Consider the following 15513-nt stretch of genomic DNA (forward strand, 5'->3'; position numbering starts at 1 on the left):
CATCATGGAACGCATTGCAAGCTTCTGTGTCGACCACACCAAACTGGACCGGGGCATGTACCTGAGCCGCCAGGATGGTGATGTGCTGACCTGGGACATCCGGATGAAGAAGCCCAATCAGGGCGATTACCTGACCACCGGTGCCGCCCACACGCTGGAGCACCTGTTTGCCACCTACGCCCGCAACAGCGCGGTGAAGGACGGCGTGATCTACGTTGGCCCCATGGGCTGCCGCACCGGCTTCTACCTGCTCACCCGCGGGCTGACCCCGGCGCAGGCACTGGAGTTGACCGTGGATTCCTTCCGCTTCATGGCCGCCTTTGAGGGGGATATCCCCGGTGCCAGCGAGGTGGAATGCGGCAACTACCGCGATATGGATCTGCCCGCCGCCAAGGCCGAGGCAGCCGCCATGCTGCCGGTGCTGGAAGCACTGACCGCTGACCAGCTGCACTACTAAGCGATACAGCAAAAGACCTCCCCATGCAGGCAGCACCTGCACGGGGAGGTCTTTTTACGTTTCAGGAAAGCTCTTTTGCAGAGTGCTTACTCCACGATGATGCTCTTGCCGGTCATCTCAGCGGGGACAGGCAGGCCGATATAGGGCAGCATGGTGGGGGCGATATCTGCCAGGCAGCCGCCCTCGCGCAGCTTCACATCGCCGCAGCCAACGGCCACAAAGGGCACCACATTGGTGGTGTGGGCGGTGAAGGGAGTGCCGTCCGGGTTCATCATCTTCTCGGCGTTGCCGTGGTCAGCCGTGATAAAGGCGCAGCCGCCTGCATTCAGCACAGCGGTGACCACCTGATCCACAGCGGTATCCACAGCCTCAACGGCCTTGACAGCGGCATCGAACACGCCGGTGTGGCCGACCATGTCGCAGTTGGCAAAGTTCAGGATGACCACATCATACTTGCCGCTCTCGATGCGCTTGACGCACTCAGCAGCCACCTCAGGGGCGCTCATCTCAGGCTGCAGGTCGTAGGTGGCAACCTTCGGGCTGGGGATGACGCAGCGGTCCTCACCCTCGTAGGGAGCCTCCACACCGCCGTTGAAGAAGAAGGTGACGTGTGCATACTTCTCGGTCTCGGCAATGCGCAGCTGGGTCTTGCCGTTCTCGGACAGGTACTGGCCCAGAACATTCTTCAGCTCCACGGGAGGATAGGCGACCTCGCAGTTGGGCATGGTGGCATCGTACTCGGCCATGCAGACATAGTTGACCTGCTTGCGGCCGCCGCGGCGCTCAAAGCCCTTGAAGTCGTCATCGCAGAAGATGCGGGTCATCTGGCGGGCACGGTCGGGACGGAAGTTCATAAAGATGACGGTATCGCCATCCTGCACGCGGCCGCCCTCACAGGTGACGCAGGGCAGAACGAACTCGTCGGTCTTATCGGCAGCATAGGATGCCTCAATGGCCTCGGCAGCGTTGGCAGCGTGGTTGCCCTCACCGTAAACGAATGCGGCGTAAGCCTTCTCCTCGCGGTCCCAGTTGTTGTCGCGGTCCATGGCGTAGTAACGGCCGGAAACGCTGGCGATCTTGCCAACGCCCAGCTCATCCAGCTTGGCCTGCAGGTCAGCCAGGAAGCCCTTGCCGGCGTGGGGGTCGGTATCACGACCATCGGTGATGCAGTGCAGGTAGACTTCCTTTGCGCCCATGTGCTTTGCCATTTCCAGCACGCCGAACCAGTGGTCAGCGTGGCTGTGGACACCGCCGGTGCCCACCAGGCCCATCAGGTGGATGGCCTTGCCTGCCTCAATGGCAGCCTTCATGTTCTTGACCAGCACGGGGTTCTTGAGCATCTCACCGTCCCGGATGGACTTGGTGATGAGGGTCAGCTGCTGGTAAACGATGCGGCCAGCGCCCATGTTGGTGTGGCCCACCTCAGAGTTGCCCATCTGGCCTTCGGGCAGGCCGACAGCCATGCCGGAGGCATCGATGGTGGTCATGGGATATTTTGCCATCAGGGCATCCAGATGGGGGGTCTTTGCGGCGACCACGGCATTGCCGTAGGTCTCGTTGGGCACCCAGCCAAAACCATCCATGATGCACAGAAGTACAGGTTTCTTGGACATAACGTTGAATCTCCTTTGATTTAGAACAAATAGCGCCCGGCACAGCGCTGGAAAAACGGCGCAGCCGGGCGCTGGGAAAACAGGTCAGAGGGCCTTCTCAGCCGTTGGAAGCGGCATTGACGATAACAGCAAAATCAGGAGCCTTCAGAGATGCGCCGCCGATCAGGCCGCCGTCCACATCCTTCTTGCTCAGCAGCTCCTCGCAGTTCTTGGCGTTCATGCTGCCGCCGTACTGGACCGTGACAGCCTCGGCCACAGCCTCGCCGTACACTTCGCCGATGACCTTGCGGATCTGAGCGCAGACCTCCTCGGCCTGGTCAGCGGTCGCGGTCTTGCCGGTGCCGATGGCCCAGATGGGCTCGTAGGCAATGACCACGTTTGCCATCTGCTCGGCGGTCACGTCGCGCAGGGCGATCTTGGTCTGCATTCGCACCAGCTCCTCGGTCACGCCCTCCTCGCGCTGCTGCAGGCTCTCGCCCACGCAGATGATGACCTTCAGGCCTGCATTCAGGGCAGCCAGAGCGCGCTTGTTCACGGTCTGGTCGGTCTCTGCAAAGTACTGGCGACGCTCGGAGTGGCCGACGATGACGTACTCCACGCCCAGATCCACCAGCATATCGGCGCTTATCTCGCCGGTGAACGCACCGGACTTCTCAAAGTGGACATTCTCAGCACCCACATGGATGTTGGTGCCCTTGGTCTTTTCCACAGCGGTGACCAGATCGGTGTAGGGGGTGCAGATAACGACCTCACAGGAAGCATCCTTGACGGCGGGGATCAGCTCGTCCACCAGCTTGGCTGCCTCAGTGGCGGTCTTGTTCATCTTCCAGTTGCCTGCAATGATTGCCTTACGCTTTGCCTTATCCATTCTAACGATCTCCTTATCACAAAATATCTCCCCGCCGCCTTCGGTGCCACCTCTCCCGGCAGGAGAGGCAGGATAAACGACATCTCCTGCCTCCCGGATGGAGAGCTGGCGAACGTCGGCAAGGCTGAGAGATCTTATTACCCAAAATAAAAAGTGCGGCGGCGTATATGCCGCCGCACCTCAGTGATGCTGGTTCAGATGCTTATGCGTTCTGGATCACAGCGATACCAGGCAGCTCCTTGCCCTCCAGATACTCCAGAGAAGCGCCGCCGCCGGTAGAGATGTGGGTCATCTTGTCGCCCAGGCCCATCTGCTGCACAGCTGCTGCGCTGTCGCCGCCGCCGATCACGGTGGTAGCATCGCTCTCAGCCATAGCCTTGGCAACAGCCAGAGTACCAGCTGCCAGGGTGGGGTTCTCGAACACGCCCATGGGGCCGTTCCACACCACGGTCTTGGATGCCTTGACAGCATCGGCAAACAGCTTCATGGTCTCGGGGCCGATGTCGCAGCCCTCCATGTCAGCAGGGATGGCGGTGACGGGCACCACAGTGACATCCACGGGAGCATCGATGGGATCGGGGAAGTCCTTGATGCAGGCTGCGTCCACAGGCAGCAGCAGCTTCACGCCCTTCTCCTTGGCCTTGGCCATCATTTCCTTGCAGTAATCCAGCTTGGTATCGTCGCACAGGCTCTTGCCGACTTCGTAGCCCTGAGCCTTGACGAAGGTGTAAGCCATGCCGCCGCCAATGATCAGGGTATCGACCTTCTCCAGCAGATTGGAGATGACGTTCAGCTTATCGGCGACCTTAGCGCCGCCCAGGATGGCGGTGAAGGGACGAACGGGATCGTTGACTGCGTTGCCCAGGTACTTGATCTCCTTCTCCATCAGGTAACCGACAGCGGTATCCTTGATGTAGTCGGTGACACCTGCGGTGGAGCAGTGTGCACGGTGGCAGCTGCCGAATGCATCGTCAACGTATGCATCTGCCAGAGAAGCCAGCTCCTGGCTGAACTCAGGCATGTTCTTGGTCTCTTCCTTGCGGAAACGGGTGTTCTGCAGCAGAACGACATCGCCGTTGTTCATTGCGGCAACAGCAGCCTTTGCGTTCTCGCCCACAACGTTGTCGTCATCAGCGAACACAACGGTCTTGCCCAGCTTTGCGCTCAGAGCCACAGCAACGGGTGCCAGGCTGAACTTTGCCTCGGGGCCGTTCTTGGGTTTGCCCAGGTGGCTGCACAGGATGACCTTAGCACCATCGTTGACCAGCTTCTGGATGGTGGGCAGAGCCGCATTGATGCGGTTCTCGTTGGTGATCACGCCGTCCTTCATCGGGACATTGAAATCGCAGCGGACAAGGACCTTCTTGCCGCAGTAATTCTGATCGTCGATCGTTTTCTTACCTAAACCCATGGTAACAAACTCCTCTCAAATTCTTTTCGTTCGGAATCGAATTTTGCTCTTCATCGGGGGCCGCGCACTGCGAACTTCCCCGTACATCCTTATTATAAACAAAAAGCGTGTGTATTGCAAGGACGGGGGATGGATAATTTATTAACAAACATTTGTTGCAGAAGCAAAGAAATGTGGTGATTTTGCCGGAACGCACCAAAAAACGCCGTTTTTTCTGAAAAAGACCCGCCGCAGGGAGTGTTCGCCCCCACAGCGGGTCCTGTCCATTCAGGATATTTTCCGGAACTTCTGCTTCGCTTTTTCCAGATATTCCAGCACCAGCGGATTTTTCATGCCCAGCAGGATGGCTGCGTATGCAGCCACTGAGCCCAGCACTGCCGCCAGAATGCAGATGAGATTGGGCAGAGCCAGTGCCTTGACCCCGGTACAGACAAGAACGATGCCCACACAACCGCAGAGCACCGAGCCAACGGTGCGCCGGTCAGCTGAGACCGCGACCAGACCCCTGGAGCAACGGATACAGAGCATCATGGAGCACAGCTCTGCCAGCAGGGTGGTAAAGGCTGCCGCATTCTCCCGGAACCGCGGGATGAGCAGGATGTTCAGCCCCACGTTCAGCAGACCGCTGACCAGCGTGATCCAGAACAGTTCCTTTTCTCTTCCGCAGGGCAGAAGCGCGCAGGAATTGTACAGCCAGCCAAACAGGCAGACGATCAGGGCAAGGCTCAGGATCTGCAGGGGCATCACCGCATCCAGATAGCTTTCCCCGGAAATAAAGAGGACGACCTCCCGGCTGAGGGCAAACAGTCCCACCACAGCCGGAGCCACCACCACGATGAGCGCGTTGAAGATATTGTTGAACAGCTTGTTGAAGTTTGCCTTGTCCCCCACGCCCGCATAATGGGACAGCCGCGGAATAGACACCACCAGCACCGCCGAAAGCAGATTCTTTACAATGCCGTAGATCTTACCCGCCACCGAGTAAATGCCCACATTGTAATCTGTTCCCAGAATGCCCAGAATCGTGGTATCCGAGCTGACGTAAAGGGTCGTTGCCAGCGTGGATGCAAAGATGATGAGGATGGGCTTGAGGTGCTTTTTCCAGTCGATCTTTCTTGTCAGCCGGATGGTGCAGTACCGCCGGGCCCGGAAAAAGTTGAGCACATTGGCACCTACCGCCGCAAACACCGTGATGCCTGCATAGATGCAGTAGTCATCCCGGGTCTTGACGAAGGCAAACAGCATGAAAATGGACAGGACCTGAAATAGCATACCTCGGATGGTGATATAGGTATACTCCTCAAAGATCGTGAACACCCATTCGGTGCCGATGGTCGTAAAGAAGATTTGTAAACTCAGCACCAGCATCAGGTCGGTATAGGCATGGAGCTTTGTCCAGAAAAGCATCGTCACCGCCAATGCCGCATAGGTCAGGGCCGTGGAGATCATATTAATGGAGAACATCTCCGATGCAAAAGCCGACAGCTTTTCCCGATCGTTTACATAGCGGGAACCCTCACGCACCGCATAGGAGGAGATGCCAAGGCCTGCAAACAGCAGGAAATACCCGCAGACGGAGCTTGCAAAGTTCACTTTGCCCAGGTTTTCCACCTGAAGAACATTGGAAGCGTAAGGGAATGTGATGAGCGGGAAGATAATATTCATCAGTGTCTTGAACGCGCTCATTGCTGCATTCAGACTGAGGGATTTTTTCATTCAGATCTCCACTTCGTAAGTTTTTCTGGCCTGTTTCTTTTTCAGCCAGCTATTCCAGAGCAGATACGAATACAACGTTTTTATAAAATACCGATACTGCCCTGCACGAAGCCTGCCTGCCAAAAGGGGGCCGGCATTTCTCTTAAACTCCCGTTCCGCTTCAGCACACGCCTGCTCCATAAAAGCATCATCCTTGCAGTATTTCACCACAATTTCTCTGCACCGGAGCGCATATCCGGCCCGTGCAGACCGATACACGAACGGTTCATCTGCAAACACTTCACAGATACGCCGCCATGCCTTCAGCTCTGTCAGTTTTCCTGCCGAATAATGCCCGCTCGTCACCGAGTCATCGTTGACATAGTAATAGTAAAGTGCCTTGTCGATGCAGGCAATTTTTTCTGCCTGTCGGATACATTTTGCAAGAAACAGCGTATCCTCACCAATTTTTAAATCAGTATCGAACACAACGTCTTGTGTAACCGCACGGCGGTAGAGCGCACCCCAGCACACTGTATGTGCCTTCCGGTTGTTCCAGTCATATCGTCTGACCGGCATAACACTGACTTTCTCCGTCTCATCGCTCTTCGTCTGCGTTCGTCCGGTCGTGCCCAGAAGATCCAGACCGTAGCAATAAGCAATCTCCGCACCGGTCTCATCCAGCACTCTTTTAAGCCGTTCTATGCACTCGGCGTGGAGTGAATCATCCGGATCAGCAAAAGAAATCAGCGTGCCTGTACTTTTTTCCAATCCCAAGTTTCGCGCAGAAGAAACACCACCGTTTGGCTTGTGGTATATCTTGATCCGCAGATCTTTTTCCGCGTAGCGCTGACAGATGGAAAGAGAGTTGTCTGTTGACCCATCATCCACCAGAATGATCTCCAGATCCCGATAGGTCTGACCAAGGATGCTGTCCAGACATTTTTCCAGATACTTTTCTTTGTTATAGATCGGCACAATGATACTGACGGTATCGTTCAGCACAAATTATCCTCCCTTATTTTGCCGCCGGGCCGTTTTTCAGCAGGAACAGTTTTGCATACAGCCTCCGGCTGCATCTGAGCAGCTGATACTTCCGCTGGCTGCTGGTGCAGAGCAGCTTTGCCGCCGCCGGGTCACACTCCTGCAGAAAGGCCTCCATCTTTGCGCGGCGCTCCGTGTCCTGCATCAGATACGGATAGCAGTGCTCCACCACGCTCAGCATGGCGGCATCATTTTCTGACATTCCCGGGTATGCTTCCCGGATGGCCTGATATTTCTGATAGCCCATATCCAGCTTATCCTCGTAGAACTTCATGTTCCTGCGGTGAAGGATGCTGTCCGGGCGCTGATAGTAATAATACAGCGGCACCGGGCGGTATACGACCTTGCTGCACTGCTGAAAAATGCGGTATGTCGTGCCCTGATCCTCCATCATCCGCCCCAGCGGATAGCGGATATCCCGGAACAGCTCCCGCTTGTAGAGCTTGTTCCAGGCAAAATCCCCCAGCTCATCCGAGACAAGGGTGCTACGGATGGCCTCCCGGCCTGTCATACACTGCACCGGTACAGTGAGTTCAGCCGGGGCAAGCGCTTCCTCCCGTTCAAACATCCGGAAGCCCACCACAGCCACGTCCGCATCCTGTTCCTGCAGGTCACGACAAAGCGTTTCCAGCATCCGGCTGTCCAGAAAATCATCACTGTCCACAAAGCAGAGATACGTTCCCTGTGCCCGTTCGAGTCCCGCGTTGCGCGCTGCAGAGAGTCCCCCGTTTTTCTGGTGGACTGCTGTTACACGTTCTTCCTGTGCGGCATATTTGTCGCAGATGGCTCCGCTGGCATCGGTGGAACCATCGTCCACCAGCAGGACCTCAAGATTCCGATAGGTTTGGTGCAGGATGCTGTCCACGCAGCGGCGAAGATATCGCTCCACATTGTAGACCGGGACAATGACACTGATCAACTCTGTCTCCATGTTCAGTTCCCTCAGAAGAATGTTTCTCTGCCGATGTGGAGGATCTCCGAGGTGTACGGACAAATGGCATTGTTGCCCTGAATATACGCCTGATAGATCCAGATGATGACCAGCATTCCCCACATGGCAGCCTTCAGCAGCTTGCGCAGACGCTCATCCTCCACGCACTTAACCACACGGCCAATGGCGAGATAACGGAAGAACGCAAAATACAGGCAAATGCGGTAGAGCGGCACATTGATGTTGCGCAGCTGGGCCGTTGCCATTTCGATCAGGATCATCACGATCCAGAAATCGGCATCCGAGCGGGTAAAGTGGCGATGGCCCGCCCCTTCCTCTTTTGCGTACCAGCGGTACAGCACAATGGGCAGGATCAGGAACGGCAGACGCACAATGATGGGATTCAGCGTGAAGCCGCCCGCATTGGCATCATAATAATATCCGTAAAGCCGATCAATGAAGTCCACATTCAGGGCCAGCCTGACCACAGCCTTGCTGAAGAAGGCAAGGTAGACCGAAAATGCCGCCAGGCCACCCTTGACCCACCAGTTGTCGAAATGCTGAAGCAGGATATAGATCAGCAGCGCACCAAACGAGATAAAGGTGGCATTGTGGAACAGGCAGGAGACCGCCAGCAGTAAGACCGCCCAGTGATACTTTTTCTTCCACGCAAAGCTGAACGCCAGAAATGCCACACCCAGCGCCACAGACTGCCGCTCGGCATTATAAGTATCGCCATAATACAGGCAGAGGTAAGCCAGCCAGCCATAGGGTACAGAGACATACTCCTTATACTGCACCAGCCCGATCATAAACAGGCCGCAGGCCAGCAGGTCCACCATAAAGTAGAGCCAGTGGACATCACCAAAAACATGGGCCGCCAGATAGACCAGCGTCATAAACAGCGGCTCTGTTTTGTGCCGCTGCCGGATGCAGGCCAGCAGACCATCCTGCAGCTTTGCATCCGCCACCCATCCCTCATACACCACGCTGTCCGTGCCAATGGACGGGTCCCGCAAGCCTGCCAATACCGCCATCACCAGCACCGCCAGCGCCAAGCAGAGATAAAAGCCCTTCTCGTTGTTTTTCTTCGTCCGCAGGTGCTCGCCATAGGCGGCAATGCCCACAGAAACCGCAAAAGCCCCCAGATAAATCAGCATAACTTCTCCATTTTATTTTTCGACTGTGTGTTTATTTTTCCATTCTCCCAGCCCATAAACGGCATAAAACAGCCGCTTGCTGATCAGAAGTGTTTCCACCTTGATCCGGTCTGCTCTTTTGGCCCAGGGCCGCCGGGCAAGCGCCCGGTGTTCCTGCACAAAGCGGCAGATCCGTGCCTGAGCCTCCGGATAGCTGCCAAAGCCGCCATCCAGAATGCCTTTCAGTGTCTTCAGGTATGTAACCAGCTGCAGGTATTCCGCTTCTGCTTTCAGCACAGGGACCGTTTCCGCAATAAAGCGGGTCACGTCTTCGCCCACATCCAGAATGACCAGATTCTTCTCGGCAATGCCGCTCTTCATGGTCGAACCGGTATGGATGCGGTAATCGTACATCGGTTCCGGAAACACTTCCACTTTTGCACAGCGGGCAATGGCCCGGTACATCACCGCATAGTCCTCGTACAGGATGCCAACGGGGAACTGCAGATCTCCCCAAACCTCCCTCCGGAAGAAAACGCCGCCTGCCCCATGCCCGATGCCCTGATGCAGCAGCATCCGGCGCATGGTCTCTTCCCGGTTCAGCAGCTCTGGGATCTGGTGCGGATTTTCCGTCCGTCCCTCCGGCTGCTCTGTCGAGAACATCTCCAGCGGGGTCAGGGCTGCATCAGCACCATCTGCCTCACAGCGCTCCACAAATTGGTCAAACGCTGTGGAGCGGATCAGGTCATCGCTGTCCAGCAGGTAAAAATATTTTCCCTGCGTCTGTTGCAACCCAACGTTCCGGGCATCAGACTGCCCCCCATTGGGCTTATGGAACACCCGGATGCGGCCATCCTCCACAGCCAGTTCATCACAAAGTTCCCCGCTGCCATCGGTGGAGCCGTCATCTACCAAAAGCAACTCCCAGTTCTGGTAACTCTGCGCCTGCACGCTCTGCACACAGTCCCGCAGATACGGGTAAACATTATAGACCGGCACAATGACCGATACAAGCGGTTTTCTTTCCTCCAACCGGATCCCTCCACTTTACTTTTTTCCACGCCACTGCGTTTTTTCATAGACCCGTCGGGTCATGGCATAGCCGCTGTAGGAAAGTGCCGCCGCCAGCCTGGCCTTTTTGCGGGCCTGCGGATCCAGCAGAACGTTCCGGCGGTATTTTTTCACTTCCTGCCAGAGGGCCTTTTCAATCTTTTCATGCTGCCTGTCCTGAATCTGGAACAGGATATTGCAGACATTGCTCAGATAGCGGCATTCTGCCGCACGGCTCAACTGGGGGAAATCACGCTTCACATTTTCCATCAGCGCGTGGCAGTGCCGCACACTATCCAGCTTTCTGGGGTTGAAGGCCATATTCTGGATGCTGCTGCCCCGCTGGAAATAATAGTAATCCCGGTTTGCGATATGTGCCGCCTTATGGGCACGCTTTGTCACCTCGTAGGCGACCGGGATATCCTCATAGAGCTTGCCCACCGGGTAGCGCACGCCCTCAAACAGTGCACGCTTATAGAGCTTGGTGGGGGTGGTCACCTCCATGCCCTCCTGATACAGGATGCGGCGCAGGCATTCCTCCCGGCTCAGGATCTCGAATGCTTCCAGACGCTCTGTGGGCACGGACTGCATCGGCTGGCCCTCGAACACCTCTTCAAAACAGCTGGTTGAAAAATCCGCTCCCGCCTGCTCCAGTGCCCGGTACAGGTTCTCGATGTAATAAGGTGACACCCAGTCATCGCCATCCACAAAAGAGAGGTATTCCCCCTTTGCTGCGTCCACACCAGCGTTGCGGGCATCGGACAGACCACCATTTTTCTTGTGGAGCACCCGCACCCGGGCATCCTGCGCAGCATATTCATCACAGAGGGCCTCGCTGCCATCGGTGGAGCCGTCGTCCACCAGCAGCAGCTCCATGTTCTGATAACTCTGCCCCAGTAGACTGTCCACACAGCGGCTCAGATATGGCTTTACATTATAAACAGGAACGATGATGCTTACCAAAGGGTCCATCTTATCTCCTCATTTCAGCAGGTCGAAGTAAAACTCTTCCAGCTTCTTCGCCTCGGTGACGATATCAAAGCCGCCTGTCCGCATCTCAGCAGAGGTATCCCGCCGCCGGGCATTTTCTGCAGCCCGGATCGCCGCATCCGCCCAGACTGCCGGGCTTTCCTGCAAGCTCAGGTACTGCATCTCGGGCAGGACCTGAGCCTCCTGCGGCACCTCTGTGGAACAGATGACCGGCAATGCCGCCGCTTGTGCCTCGATCAGCACGATTCCAAGCCCCTCATACCGCGAGGGCAAAACAAAGGCATCCATGGCCTGATAGAACTTTGCGGGATCGCTCTGTCGGCCCAGAAAGCGGACATTCCTTTGCAGCCCCAGCGCCTCCGCTTTCCGACGGGCAGCGGCCTCGTTTTCCCCTTCTCCGATCAGCAATAAAACGGCATCCGGCCGCTGCTTGCAGACCTCCGCCATTACATCCAGCAGAAATTCGTGATTTTTGGCATAGCAGAACCGTCCGACATGGCCCAGCACCAGTTCATCCCCCAGGCCAAGCTCCTGCCGGACGGCTTTCCGTTTGGCGGCATCATAAGTAAAGCGGTCGAGCTCAATGGCATTGTTGAACACCCGGAAAGGCTTTTCACCATAAAGCCAGCTGCCTGCCGTTCTGGAGCAGGCACAGAGCCGGGTGGGATACACTGCGGCAAAGGGACGGAGCAGGTACTTCATCACATTTTTTGCTCCTTCTCCCCTGCCCACCGTAGAATGGTTATGCGCGATCCGGTTGGGCACCCCTGCACGCTTTGCCCCCCAGAGGGAAAGCACGCTCAGGGTGTTCATGTGGGAGTGAACGATCTGGTATCCGTTCTGACGGAACAGCCGCCCGATCTCCCGTTCATACTGCGTCAGGTGGGTATATTTTGGCACCACATACACCCGGCCGCCCAGCCGTTCGATTTCTTCCCGCTGGGGCAGGGTCGAACCTTCCAGCGCGAAAAAATCAAACTGAACTCTGGAACGGTCCATGTGGCGGTAGTAGTTCATCACCACCATCTCCACACCGCCGTAGTTCATATCCGTCATCATCTGAGCCACACGGATGGGCTGTGCATTCTGCTCCATGGTCATACCAGCTCCTTGCGGTCACAATCCTCGAACCAGTCCCGGAAGCTCTCCTCCAGCGTATAGTGGAACTTGTAATCAGTGGCGGCCAGCTTTCTGCCGCAGACATTGGTGGATACCATCAGTTTCCGGACACGGGCGGGATGGATGCCCACCTTTTTGCCCCCGATGGGTCCCAGAATGCCCGCCGCAAACAGCAGCAGTCCGGCAGGCACCAACGGCACATGGCGGTGCAGGCCGGTCGCCTTCTGCATTGTATCGCAGATCTCTTCAATGGTATAGGCCGGCTCGTAGGTACAGTTATAGATCTCTGCTCCGGGGAAAGAATGATCCAGCATCCGGTACTTGAAGAAGCGCACCAGCTCCTTGACATAGATGCACGCCTTGATGGTGTCCTTCCGGCCGGCATAAAAGAAGTAGCCCTTCTTCTGCCCCCTGTACAGGCGGGTCATGTTGCCGTGCTCCCCTTTGCCATAAACGATGCCTGGCCGCACGATGGTCAACTCCCGGGCCAGATCACGGGCCTGCCAGATCTGGTGGATCTTTTCTGCCACCAGCTTGCTGATCCCATACGGCGTGTTGGGAGTTGGCAGAGTCTCCTCCGTCTTAAGGTCCTCAGACGCACCATAGGGTGCAATGGAGCTGGTGAATAGGATCTTCCGGATGCCGTATTTTTCCGCAAATGCGGTCACATTTTCCGCGCCCCGGATATTTGTTTCAAAATAGGCTTCTTCCGGGTGGCCGGGGGTGCGGTGGACCGCTGCCAGATCAAAGATCACATCCTCCGGAGTCGGAGCGAACTCAAAATCGATGGGCTTGCGCACATCCAGCCGGATATACTGCACCCCATCGTTCTTTTCCACAATGCCCGGCACCACGCCCTCTTCCCCGGGCATCACAAGATCCAGGTCGTAGATCACGTCGCCGGGTCTGACGCACTCCTTCAGCAGCAAATGAATGAGATGGGTGCCGATAAAACCAGATCCACCAAAAAGAATATAATTCATTTTGCCCCTTTCCGGTCAAACACAACGCCCACCGTCCTGAACAGCAGGTAGATATCCATCCAGATGGACCAGTTGTCGATGTACTGGACATCCAGCTTGACCACTTCTTCAAAATCATCAATATCGCTGCGGCCGCTTACCTGCCACAGGCCGGTAATTCCCGGCTTCATGGAAAGGCGGCGTTTGTGATGGCTCTCGTACTGCCGGTACTCATCCAGCGTGGGCGGGCGGGTACCCACCAGGCTCATGGAGCCCCGCACAACGTCAAAAAACTGCGGCAGCTCATCGATGCTGGTGCGCCGGATGAAGCGGCCCACCCGGGTGATCCGGGGGTCATCTTCCATCTTGAACATCAAGCCGTTCATTTCGTTCTGGGCCATCAGCTCCTTTTTGCGTGCCTCCGCGTCCGCATACATGCTGCGCAGCTTGTGGATGTAGAACACACGTCCATTCCGGCCCACCCGGCGCTGCTTGAAGATCAGCGGGCCGGGGCTTTCCAGCTTGAGCGGGATGGCCACCAACGCAATGATGGGGATGCTGATGATGCACCCCATGATGCCGCCTACGATATCCATGGTCCGTTTCAGCACCTGATCCCGCAGCTTGAGTTCCACCGTGCCCATCGTCACAACATTGCCGCCCGCACAGCGGCTCAGTTCCCGGCTGATGCGCACCGCACTGGTCTCATCGCAGCAGGCTTTTTCGATCCGGTCCAGCACCGGCAGGCGGAAATGGACCGTCAGACCCATGCTCTCCATCTCCTCGAGATAGGGCAGCATGTTCTCCTCACTCTCCTGCGCCACATCCAGATACACTTCATCCAGCGCTGCCTGCCGCAGCCAGTCCATGAAATTATCGAAGTTCGCCTCGATCTTCACCCCATCGATCTCAGTGTGAAGCTGCTCCGGGGCAGCTTCCAGAATGGCAAGGCCGGTCACACGCTTGGACCAGTCTTTTTTCAGCTCTTCCAGAATGGGGCTTGCGTTCTCCTGCGTAGTCACCACTCCCACAAGGCTCTGAATCCCCTTGGTATAGCGGGAGCGTACCAGCATCTTTTTGAGGACAGCATGAGCGCCCGTCATCACAAAGACATCGATGACGGGCACAAACACCAGAAAATAGCGGGAGTGCAGCATGGAAGCCTTGGTCAGCGCCAGACAGGCCGCATCAATGAGAGTCAGCAAAAAATTGAACCGCACCGCAATTTCAACTTCACGAATCGGAGTGCGGTTCACGATATTTTCGCTCTGATCAAATGTAAAAAAGGTCAGGATATAGGCCAGCAGCAATAAAAAACAGGCTTCTACCAGATCGTCCAGCTGGAAGTCCCCCATCTTGTGCAGAACACCTGCGGTCAGCCCCCACGCCAGCCCGATACTGAGAGCCAGAGAGAGCAGATCAATCAGAAACAGGTATCCATACTGCAGTTTTTCACGTTTCGTAATCATACTGTTTCATTGTCTCCATTTATTTTTACCATTTTATCATATCGGGAGAAGGGTTGCAATAGATGGAGATCGAATACGTGCTGCTTTTGTCGGCACACTGCAAATGTGTTGTGCCATTTTACGAAAGCACCTTATCGTGCTCAAAATGGTCAGCAAAAAGCGCCCTTTCTCTCGCATCACACAAGAGAAAGGGCGCAGTCAAACTTTATTCAGCTCAGGAGAAACTCCGATCAGCAGTTCTCAGCGAAGTACTTAATGGTACGAACCATCTGAGAGGTGTAGGAGTTCTCGTTGTCGTACCAGGACACGACCTGAACCTGATAGGTGTCGTCGCAGCTACGCTGAATTTTTGCACTTTTCCAAGTAGTTCTTCACAGTTTCGTAACAACAGTTACAGTACCAGAACATACCGTTGTCGTACCAAAACCGGTTTGTTCGTACCACGATTATATCACGTTTCAGCGTCATTTGCAAGGATTTGATCCGTTTCGCCTCTGACCTGCATTTTTCAGATTTCAGCGTATATTTTTACGACATTCCACGGTTCAAGCGCCTTGGGTCTAGGGCTTTCGCCGGGGCAGCAGCTCTCCCAGACACTCTCCTCAGAAGCTCTATGACAGCTAGATTGCCAACATGTTCCTGCTGATTAACTGAAATTTCTCCGGACGTGATTTTGAGCCATGGTGTGGGAAATGTAGCCATTTATGTTTGATATGGAACAATTCTATTCGTTCCGAATCATATCCATTACCATTTATATAAGAA

13 protein-coding genes are annotated in these 15513 nt (G+C 55.8%); 1 reads left to right on the forward strand and 12 read right to left on the reverse strand.

What is annotated here, in order from left to right; all coding sequences use genetic code 11:
* Window positions 1-4: 4 nt before the first annotated feature.
* The gene (locus P0G09_RS04650) at window positions 5-457 is read left to right on the forward strand and encodes an S-ribosylhomocysteine lyase (protein ID WP_097770351.1); all 453 of its coding nucleotides are present in this window, start codon (window positions 5-7) and stop codon (window positions 455-457) included.
* Window positions 458-543: 86 nt separating this feature from the next.
* Here the strand turns inward: P0G09_RS04650 and gpmI are convergent, their stop codons facing one another.
* The 12 genes from gpmI to P0G09_RS04710 form a co-directional block, all read right to left on the reverse strand.
* Window positions 544-2070 (reverse strand): 2,3-bisphosphoglycerate-independent phosphoglycerate mutase, encoded by a 1527-nt coding sequence (gene gpmI, locus P0G09_RS04655; protein ID WP_275252064.1) that lies wholly within the window; start codon window positions 2068-2070, stop codon window positions 544-546.
* A 97-nt stretch (window positions 2071-2167) separates the two neighbouring features.
* On the reverse strand, window positions 2168-2938 hold the full coding sequence (gene tpiA, locus P0G09_RS04660) for a triose-phosphate isomerase (protein WP_005931061.1): 771 nt from the start codon (window positions 2936-2938) through the stop codon (window positions 2168-2170).
* 202 nt (window positions 2939-3140) lie between these two features.
* The gene (locus tag P0G09_RS04665) at window positions 3141-4349 is read right to left on the reverse strand and encodes a phosphoglycerate kinase (protein WP_097773591.1); all 1209 of its coding nucleotides are present in this window, start codon (window positions 4347-4349) and stop codon (window positions 3141-3143) included.
* 267 nt (window positions 4350-4616) lie between these two features.
* The gene (locus P0G09_RS04670) at window positions 4617-6065 is read right to left on the reverse strand and encodes a flippase (RefSeq protein ID WP_275252065.1); all 1449 of its coding nucleotides are present in this window, start codon (window positions 6063-6065) and stop codon (window positions 4617-4619) included.
* Entirely contained in the window at window positions 6066-7049 is a 984-nt protein-coding gene (locus tag P0G09_RS04675) for a glycosyltransferase (RefSeq protein ID WP_275252066.1), read from the reverse strand.
* Between the two features lie 13 nt (window positions 7050-7062).
* Complete coding sequence (locus P0G09_RS04680) at window positions 7063-8019, reverse strand: glycosyltransferase (protein ID WP_275252067.1); 957 nt, start codon at window positions 8017-8019, stop codon at window positions 7063-7065.
* Between the two features lie 11 nt (window positions 8020-8030).
* Window positions 8031-9179 carry an EpsG family protein gene (locus P0G09_RS04685; protein ID WP_275252068.1) on the reverse strand — a complete coding sequence of 383 codons (1149 nt, stop codon included), beginning with the start codon at window positions 9177-9179 and terminating at the stop codon, window positions 8031-8033.
* A gap of 12 nt (window positions 9180-9191) precedes the next feature.
* Window positions 9192-10190, reverse strand: a complete 999-nt coding sequence (locus P0G09_RS04690) for a glycosyltransferase family 2 protein (protein WP_275252069.1) — start codon at window positions 10188-10190, stop codon at window positions 9192-9194.
* A 15-nt stretch (window positions 10191-10205) separates the two neighbouring features.
* Complete coding sequence (locus P0G09_RS04695) at window positions 10206-11180, reverse strand: glycosyltransferase (protein WP_275252070.1); 975 nt, start codon at window positions 11178-11180, stop codon at window positions 10206-10208.
* A 9-nt stretch (window positions 11181-11189) separates the two neighbouring features.
* Window positions 11190-12293, reverse strand: a complete 1104-nt coding sequence (locus P0G09_RS04700; RefSeq protein WP_275252071.1) for a glycosyltransferase family 1 protein — start codon at window positions 12291-12293, stop codon at window positions 11190-11192.
* A gap of 2 nt (window positions 12294-12295) precedes the next feature.
* Window positions 12296-13300 carry an NAD-dependent epimerase/dehydratase family protein gene (locus P0G09_RS04705; RefSeq protein WP_275252072.1) on the reverse strand — a complete coding sequence of 335 codons (1005 nt, stop codon included), beginning with the start codon at window positions 13298-13300 and terminating at the stop codon, window positions 12296-12298.
* On the reverse strand, window positions 13297-14748 hold the full coding sequence (locus P0G09_RS04710; RefSeq protein WP_275252073.1) for a sugar transferase: 1452 nt from the start codon (window positions 14746-14748) through the stop codon (window positions 13297-13299). The genes P0G09_RS04705 and P0G09_RS04710 overlap by 4 nt, the downstream gene beginning before the upstream one ends.
* Window positions 14749-15513: the final 765 nt, after the last annotated feature.

This window comes from Faecalibacterium sp. DFI.5.82, from assembly GCF_029076575.1.
In the GTDB taxonomy this organism is placed as follows: Bacteria; Bacillota; Clostridia; order Oscillospirales; family Ruminococcaceae; genus Faecalibacterium; species Faecalibacterium duncaniae.

What these genes read in the sequence shown, in the direction of transcription:
- P0G09_RS04650 (WP_097770351.1), top strand. Translation starts at nt 5, where the DNA reads ATGGAACGCATTGCAAGCTTCTGTGTCGACCACACCAAACTGGACCGG.
- gpmI (WP_275252064.1), bottom strand. Translation starts at nt 2,070, where the DNA reads ATGTCCAAGAAACCTGTACTTCTGTGCATCATGGATGGTTTTGGCTGG.
- P0G09_RS04670 (WP_275252065.1), bottom strand. Translation starts at nt 6,065, where the DNA reads ATGAAAAAATCCCTCAGTCTGAATGCAGCAATGAGCGCGTTCAAGACA.
- P0G09_RS04680 (WP_275252067.1), bottom strand. Translation starts at nt 8,019, where the DNA reads ATGGAGACAGAGTTGATCAGTGTCATTGTCCCGGTCTACAATGTGGAG.
- P0G09_RS04665 (WP_097773591.1), bottom strand. Translation starts at nt 4,349, where the DNA reads ATGGGTTTAGGTAAGAAAACGATCGACGATCAGAATTACTGCGGCAAG.
- P0G09_RS04695 (WP_275252070.1), bottom strand. Translation starts at nt 11,180, where the DNA reads ATGGACCCTTTGGTAAGCATCATCGTTCCTGTTTATAATGTAAAGCCA.
- tpiA (WP_005931061.1), bottom strand. Translation starts at nt 2,938, where the DNA reads ATGGATAAGGCAAAGCGTAAGGCAATCATTGCAGGCAACTGGAAGATG.
- P0G09_RS04700 (WP_275252071.1), bottom strand. Translation starts at nt 12,293, where the DNA reads ATGGAGCAGAATGCACAGCCCATCCGTGTGGCTCAGATGATGACGGAT.
- P0G09_RS04710 (WP_275252073.1), bottom strand. Translation starts at nt 14,748, where the DNA reads ATGATTACGAAACGTGAAAAACTGCAGTATGGATACCTGTTTCTGATT.
- P0G09_RS04705 (WP_275252072.1), bottom strand. Translation starts at nt 13,300, where the DNA reads ATGAATTATATTCTTTTTGGTGGATCTGGTTTTATCGGCACCCATCTC.
- P0G09_RS04685 (WP_275252068.1), bottom strand. Translation starts at nt 9,179, where the DNA reads ATGCTGATTTATCTGGGGGCTTTTGCGGTTTCTGTGGGCATTGCCGCC.